At 39.3% G+C, this 6469-nt stretch carries 11 protein-coding genes and 1 pseudogene; all 12 read right to left on the reverse strand.

Translation table 11 applies throughout. From position 1 onward, the window contains the following. A pseudogene (locus IR083_RS22895) lies at nt 1-253 on the reverse strand (hypothetical protein); the annotation flags it as partial. A gap of 4 nt (nt 254-257) precedes the next feature. Then, complete coding sequence (locus tag IR083_RS22900; RefSeq protein ID WP_199343264.1) at nt 258-644, reverse strand: hypothetical protein; 387 nt, start codon at nt 642-644, stop codon at nt 258-260. 2 nt (nt 645-646) lie between these two features. Then, entirely contained in the window at nt 647-874 is a 228-nt protein-coding gene (locus IR083_RS22905) for a putative quorum-sensing-regulated virulence factor (RefSeq protein WP_194226063.1), read from the reverse strand. Between the two features lie 56 nt (nt 875-930). Next, the gene (locus tag IR083_RS24865) at nt 931-1053 is read right to left on the reverse strand and encodes a hypothetical protein (protein WP_262893195.1); all 123 of its coding nucleotides are present in this window, start codon (nt 1051-1053) and stop codon (nt 931-933) included. Nucleotides 1054-1074: 21 nt separating this feature from the next. After that, on the reverse strand, nt 1075-1857 hold the full coding sequence (locus tag IR083_RS22910) for a radical SAM protein (RefSeq protein WP_194226064.1): 783 nt from the start codon (nt 1855-1857) through the stop codon (nt 1075-1077). A 3-nt stretch (nt 1858-1860) separates the two neighbouring features. Next, nucleotides 1861-2484 (reverse strand): MBL fold metallo-hydrolase, encoded by a 624-nt coding sequence (locus IR083_RS22915; protein ID WP_199343265.1) that lies wholly within the window; start codon nt 2482-2484, stop codon nt 1861-1863. Then, entirely contained in the window at nt 2484-2726 is a 243-nt protein-coding gene (locus IR083_RS22920) for a hypothetical protein (protein WP_194226065.1), read from the reverse strand. The genes IR083_RS22915 and IR083_RS22920 overlap by 1 nt, the downstream gene beginning before the upstream one ends. Beyond that, the gene (locus IR083_RS22925) at nt 2726-3553 is read right to left on the reverse strand and encodes a recombinase RecT (protein WP_194226066.1); all 828 of its coding nucleotides are present in this window, start codon (nt 3551-3553) and stop codon (nt 2726-2728) included. Before IR083_RS22925 ends, IR083_RS22920 begins: the two co-directional genes overlap by 1 nt. Before the next feature lie 21 nt (nt 3554-3574). Next, nucleotides 3575-4609, reverse strand: a complete 1035-nt coding sequence (locus tag IR083_RS22930) for a DUF1351 domain-containing protein (protein WP_194226067.1) — start codon at nt 4607-4609, stop codon at nt 3575-3577. A gap of 18 nt (nt 4610-4627) precedes the next feature. Then, nucleotides 4628-4882, reverse strand: coding sequence for a hypothetical protein (locus tag IR083_RS22935; protein ID WP_194226068.1), 255 nt, complete (start codon nt 4880-4882; stop codon nt 4628-4630). Nucleotides 4883-5347: 465 nt separating this feature from the next. After that, nucleotides 5348-5581 carry a hypothetical protein gene (locus tag IR083_RS22940; protein WP_194226069.1) on the reverse strand — a complete coding sequence of 78 codons (234 nt, stop codon included), beginning with the start codon at nt 5579-5581 and terminating at the stop codon, nt 5348-5350. A gap of 11 nt (nt 5582-5592) precedes the next feature. Further along, nucleotides 5593-6469, reverse strand: an 877-nt coding sequence (locus tag IR083_RS22945) for a hypothetical protein (protein ID WP_194226070.1), incomplete at its 5' end; no start/stop codon positions are given.

Consider the following 6469-nt stretch of genomic DNA (forward strand, 5'->3'; position numbering starts at 1 on the left):
GATTCTTGTCTTGTTGACCAAGCAAAGGAATATTTGAAACTTTGACATTTTTAATACCGTTCTCGATAAGCAACGATTTGGTGATATCATTTATCAATGTACCTTTTCCGCAAAGCGATTCTTTTCGTTCAACAGATGTTGGTGTACCTGTATCTTCATCAATAAAATCTTCGTTCCAATAACGGTACTCTGACTGCATTAAATACCAGCCGTTGGCTTCTTCTACGGGTAATGTTTTCTTTTGTAATTCCATAATCTTAATATCCTGTTTTAGTAATTCTTAAATTTTCTCTTTCGTAACTTAGTATAGAGCATAAAGCATCCACCTGATGTGTTGCAGCAGCGTTGAGTCGGTCTAACCAATCAACCAAGTATGCTTCTTCTTCTTCTTCGGCAATCGAATCTATCAATGTATTTTGCACCTTTGCCGACAAGCATTGCTCTTTGGCTATACTGATAATTGTATTACTTATTTCCGAAGCTTTCTTGCGTCTCAGAGCTTTCTTTGCTTCTGCCAGCATAAAGGCTGTACGGCTGATATATGGCATAATAGCACGGATACGATCAAGTACTTCTTCGGGATTTTCAGAACATTCAATGTCGAGATAATCCTGTATTTTTTGAACTTCTTCGATAAGCGTCATAATTATCTACAGTTATAGGCGTTTATATTCTTCTTATCCAGTTCTTTTTGCTTTAGGTTCGCCTTGATAGCATCCATATTTCGTTCAATGTACCATTTTACCGATGCATCACATTTGTTGTTATCGTGCAGCCATAAAAGGTAGTCGTCCGGTACATTTGCCATCTTCCTGCCCTGGTACTTTCCGTAAGGCATCAGGCTGTCGTCGTTCAAAAGTGGTGTTGTATTCATATCATATTCTGTTTTTAAAGGGAGTATTCAGGGGATATATTTCAATCCCCTGTTTTTTACTCGGTGATAATTGATAATTGCCCGCAAGCGGCTCCATTATCGATTTCACTTTGTGTGGCGACTGCAATGGCGAAGTCATAACCTGCTTCCTCCAATTGCTTTTTCATTTCTTCTGTCATAAGAATAATGTTTAATGAGATTTATACTAGATTTACTCCATCGACAACACCTTTTCCTAAATGGTTTTTATCAGATGTTGCATTTGGATTTATAGGTGATAGCTTGATAAAGAACTTATCTTTATCGAAGTGATGCTTTATAGTGTCGATGCAAAAATCACTCTCGTTGACTAATGTCATATTCAACGTAGTTTTCAAATTGCTTTGCGTTCTGATTTTGCCGAGTTCAGCAATAGACATCTTATTCTTATACGGTATAAGCCAGTTTCTATGTGAACCGTCCAAACTGTGCAAACTTACTTGTAGGGTGATGTTTCCTTTTATCCATGAAAAATCAGCGTCTTTTATTCCAATAGTCGAGACATAGTGATGTGTATCAGGGTATATAGCAGATATACGCCTTATTGCTTCTTTCACGTTATCTATGTTTAGAAACGGCTCTCCCATCCGGGTATAGTTTATCTTAAACTCTTTTGAATTAAAAGGGCTTTCTGCATTTTTGTTGATAACAAACATCACCTGTTCTACAATTTCATCGGCTGTAAGATTTCTATAACCTTGCATTTGTCCGGTTGCACAGAATTTACACCGAACAGGGCATCCGCTCATGACAGACACACCAACCATCCAACGCTCGGAGCGACTTCCTAAATCAGAACTATCTAACATGTTTTGCTTTCTACCGATAGCATCTTTTGTGTAATAGGGTAAAAATGTATCTGTCGCTTCTATTAACTTCCCGTCCTCAAGTTCCAAGCAGTACACAGAGCCGTTTGCGAAATTCTTTTGTTTCTTTATTTTCATATTTTAAAATGACGATTTAGATTGGTGTAACATGATGAACTCATAATTTTCCCCGGCGTTCTTAAGTACAAAATCCTGCGCCTGCTGTCTGCTTAGATGGGAATTAATACTACCTACCTGATGCGCGTATTCTCCCTGTGCCCGCTTTTCACGGATAATATCGTAGATCGTATCTGCATCGTAATTGGCTTCAATGGCATATAGGTCATATCCTTTGGCGGAGATACCTTGCAGATGGACCGTATCAGTCGCATGGAATATCTTTTTTCCATCCCTGAATATTCGGTACCCGAAATTGTCAACATCGTGGTACAGTTTTACGGGGCTTATTTTGAATGCCCCGTAATCGTACCATTTGCCGATCTCATATGCATCTACATTGCGTATACCTTTCAGATGTTCCGCTAAATATCTCCCGCAACCGAAGCGGATAGCAGGACGTTCAAAGGCCAGCTTCCTGATGGTACTTAAATTCATATGGTCTTGATGGATATGACTGATCAATACAAGCTGTATCTTATCGGCATATTTCGAGATACAGGAGTAAGGAACCCCAATATCCACCATAATAGAATCAAAATATATTATACAGTTGGCCTCGCTGCCGGATGATATAATATTATACATTATAATTTTTCAATTAGTTTTTGCCATGGTTGCAATTCAGGAAGCCGAGGGCTTAGACTATTACGCCAGGCTTCATGCTGATCTTTCGTTCTCATAAAACCAATACAAGGCCTATTTTCAGGCATTGTAAGGCATGAGACCAGTCCCAGCATTTCGTCATAACCTAACATATCTGAATATTTGTCCCCTTGAATGACGTTGAAACCTCCATTTGGAAGCTTTTCTATAGTTATCTTTTCCATTATAATCTGGGAACATTATTATCTGCCTGTTCCGTTTGTTCAGACTCGGGTTCGTCCTGCTGCATAACCTCGTCTGCAGGTTCATGCTGTTCTATTATTTCCGTATATTCAGTCATACGAATATTGCCTCCCGATTCTACCTCGTCATTATCAGCAGCTAATGCCCTTGCAAAATCTGTTGTCATAAGGCCGTAAGTTCCAAGAAGCATTTTAAGGACTGTTTTCCTGCACATAGCCGGGCGCGCGTCCGGATCACTCCATTTACTGGAGAAACTACCGTATTTCTTATCATTTTGATACATCTTTGAGAAACGCATAGCGTGTTCTTCGAGCTCTTCATTCATCATATAGAATGAGGCCGTGAAGCCGGACATGAGTTCAAGGTATGCCATATATCCTATAATAGCTCCTTTGGGATTGTCTGCAATAACCTTGATCTCGCCTGTAACTTTATTCCGCAATATTTCACCCTCCCTGATTTCAGTGGCGTTAATAAAGCGGTATTGCCCTGTGCGTATTGCAAGTTGAATTAGTCCTTTGTAGCCAATCTGAAACGATGGCACACCTTTGTATGGTATTACGTATGCATATCCTAAGTTTTTATTTAAAGGAAGATTCAACGAAGTTGCGTTCATCGCACATTTCATTAGCGCCCCGGGATCACATGCCGCAAGATTTTTGTCCGCATCACATAATGCGATCAGATTGCTTACAAACTCCGGCTTTTTCTCTGCTAATGTTTCCTGCAAAAATTTAGCAGTTGAAGGCATATTCAGAAAATTAGCTATTGATTTAGGCTGCGTTGCAACCTGATTGTTTTCTGCCATAATTGTATATTTTATAGGTTATTAATTCAATTGCTTAAAACTGTAGCCATTTTCCCGGAGGAATACGCCAAGCTTCTTTATCTGATCTTCGCTAGCGGTTATAGAGAAGATAATTTCAAATTCCTTTTGATCCGGAGTGGGTGAATCTTGGTTCGGAGAAGATACAGCCGGAGATTGTAATACGGCGGGAGCCTGCGGGGCTGATTCTGTTGGGGCATGCAATACAGCCGGACGGCCATTTGCTTCAATTGTTCGTTTAATTCTGTCGTACAACCTGAACCAATCATCATCAGCCAATGACTCCACATAGGAGAGTGGTATGTTTATCTCCCGGTCACCAACTTTCCACTTATACGATCTGGCAAGGTCGCTGTATGTAAATGTCAGGTTTTGCAACGTGGCTACACGTTTTGATGTTCGTTCAGTAAGAAGCCTTTCAGCCTCTATGCGTTCCGCTTCCTTGCGTTTGCGTACTATATCTATAGCTTCAGTGACTTTTAAGGAGGATTTGTATTCTACAAGCGCTTCCGCTGGATACTGATAACCATTAATGAATTCGATATCATCGGCTACTTTCTGCACATCCGATAATACCTGCTCTTTATATTTTTTCATTGAGGTAGACAGGTTAACGTCTATCTTCAACCTGTCGAAAGTAAGCCAGTCGATACATAGCATATCGACAACCTCTTTAAAATACTCCATAAGCTCTATACGCTTAGTATTCTTAATAGTCATCTCAAAGTCGTTGATCTTTACCTTAAGCGTTTCATCTGCCGATTTATACTTGTCTATAATTTCAGACTTATATACTTTTTCAAATTCACTGTAAGGGGACAGGATGGCGTTTTTGACAGCTTTGCGTTGTTCTTCAAATTCTTTTTCCTCTTTAGTCAGTTCGGCCCTTGTGGCTTTCAGCGTCTTAACTGTTTCATCCGTAGCTACCTGATTATCTAGATTGAGAGCGTCCAGTCTTTCGGATACACTTTTTCCCATGTCAACAAGACTATGCTTGATAATGGGCGATTGGATTAGTTGGATTTCATTGTTATTCATATTACGTTACTTTAGTTATTATTCGTGTAAATATTCTTGAGTGATAAAATCTTGCAATTCAACAATACCGGAGGCCAGCGAATAAAGTTTATTGATCGCCTCTGTTACCTGCTCCGGGTCGTTCAGGTCGTTATGTAACTGGATGCTGCCTTTGCAATCGTGGATGGTAAGCTTCATGATACCATCCTCCATTACCTTTGCATGATAGCAAGCCATGCTGCGGGGACTGTCCGGCAGAAGAAAGTTCTTTTCATTGTATGTCTGTTTTTCCATTGGATTAATATATTATTGATTGGATTATGTTTGAATAGAAAAAGCCGCCATTGCTGACGGCCAAATACCCTCGTGTCGCGGGCAGCGTAAGCGATAAAATAAAATGAGAGCTCTCTAAAGGGTCGTTTTCATACCATCGTTCCTGACCTTGTGGAGTAAACCGGATTCGAACCGGTATCCCGATACTTCTTGCAGAGCGGGCGAGTGTACATGCCGGCGTTTCCTACTTCCTCTACTATTGTCCTCGTTGATTTTTCACAACTAAGTGGGCCCTAATATCAACTGTCCCGACCTCGGCGTCTTCCATTTCCGCAATTACTCCATATAAAAAGCGGACGCCAGTCTCACGACTATTCCGCTTTGCTCTTTGAGAGCAATTGAACAAAATAACTTACTTACAATATGTTGTTCCCTGTCAATCTCCAACGACTTATAAACCGAATTGAACGGTACAGGGAGTAGCTTCTAGTCTTTTGATTTTTCGAATGCCTTTAAGAATGGATCATAAACTACCTGACATGTAATAAGACAATCTTCTTTTATTTCAAGAGTTGTATGATTCTTTGTTACAAGTTTCGACTTGCCCTCAACTAGGAATGTTTCGTTTATCTTATCAAGATTCACAACTTTTTTTGCATCCGTCACAAAGTGGCCCTCTGTACTGCTCGGGGCGACATTTATTCTTTTTATATCTTCCATTTGTTTTTTATTTAAAATTCGTATTTCATAAGTTTAAAATATCTATCTCCGCTTATGTGTGTCAGGTCAGCGATGTCCGTTTCAGATAAAGATTCCAAAAGTTCTTTTCCATTATCGGTAAATACGGTTGAAAATCGTTCACCTTGCCTCTGAATATATTCAATTTCTTTTGCGAGCTTTTTGGGAACCCTATATAGGGAGGCTATCGCATCTTTAGCATTCTTATTCGATGGGTTGACAGATAGAAAGAACATGCGGTCTGTCGAGGGGCAATAACAGCGCACAAAAGCCAGATCTATGTTGTTGTTTATTCTTCCTTTAAATAAGGAGTAAACGCCTACATTCATTCCGCCTGTTGTTCCTTTTAAATACTTATCCTCTTTTTTGTCTGTATATGAATCTACCTCTTTAATATTGGCCGATATGAATCTAAATAACGCTTCGCTTCCATTCTTTTCTTCAATAAAAGACAATACAGCGGCTTTCATCTCTTCGTTGCCTTCTTTAACAAATGATTCAAATGTATATTCATTGTTAATCAGCTTGTTAAACATTTCCTCTTTTATCGATACACCATGAATAAAGTAGTATTCACTACCATCTTTGAATTTTACTGATGCATCATTTACTGAATGCAATCGATCTCTATTATCTCTAGAGATAGAGGTAGGTGGTTGAATGGCAAATACATAGTTTTCATATTCATAAGCATTGAATGCTCCTGATTTTATTATTTTCTTATAATTTCTAAATTTGAAGTTATCCAATACTTTTATTCTTTCGAAAAAATCGTAGAAAGAAACCCATCCAAAATTATTGACTCCAATATAAGAAGAATAATCCCCGACCGAATCCCTGACCGAAGCCCCGACCGAAGCCCCGACCGAA

Source organism: Dysgonomonas sp. GY75 (genome assembly GCF_015234155.1).
Classification (GTDB): Bacteria; Bacteroidota; Bacteroidia; order Bacteroidales; family Dysgonomonadaceae; genus Dysgonomonas; species Dysgonomonas gadei.

Bases quoted from the DNA above. Each gene is read 5' to 3' on its own strand.
- IR083_RS22900 (WP_199343264.1), bottom strand. From the start codon at position 644: ATGACGCTTATCGAAGAAGTTCAAAAAATACAGGATTATCTCGACATT.
- IR083_RS22905 (WP_194226063.1), bottom strand. From the start codon at position 874: ATGAATACAACACCACTTTTGAACGACGACAGCCTGATGCCTTACGGA.
- IR083_RS24865 (WP_262893195.1), bottom strand. From the start codon at position 1,053: ATGACAGAAGAAATGAAAAAGCAATTGGAGGAAGCAGGTTATGACTTC.
- IR083_RS22910 (WP_194226064.1), bottom strand. From the start codon at position 1,857: ATGAAAATAAAGAAACAAAAGAATTTCGCAAACGGCTCTGTGTACTGC.
- IR083_RS22915 (WP_199343265.1), bottom strand. From the start codon at position 2,484: ATGTATAATATTATATCATCCGGCAGCGAGGCCAACTGTATAATATAT.
- IR083_RS22920 (WP_194226065.1), bottom strand. From the start codon at position 2,726: ATGGAAAAGATAACTATAGAAAAGCTTCCAAATGGAGGTTTCAACGTC.
- IR083_RS22925 (WP_194226066.1), bottom strand. From the start codon at position 3,553: ATGGCAGAAAACAATCAGGTTGCAACGCAGCCTAAATCAATAGCTAAT.
- IR083_RS22930 (WP_194226067.1), bottom strand. From the start codon at position 4,609: ATGAATAACAATGAAATCCAACTAATCCAATCGCCCATTATCAAGCAT.
- IR083_RS22935 (WP_194226068.1), bottom strand. From the start codon at position 4,882: ATGGAAAAACAGACATACAATGAAAAGAACTTTCTTCTGCCGGACAGT.
- IR083_RS22940 (WP_194226069.1), bottom strand. From the start codon at position 5,581: ATGGAAGATATAAAAAGAATAAATGTCGCCCCGAGCAGTACAGAGGGC.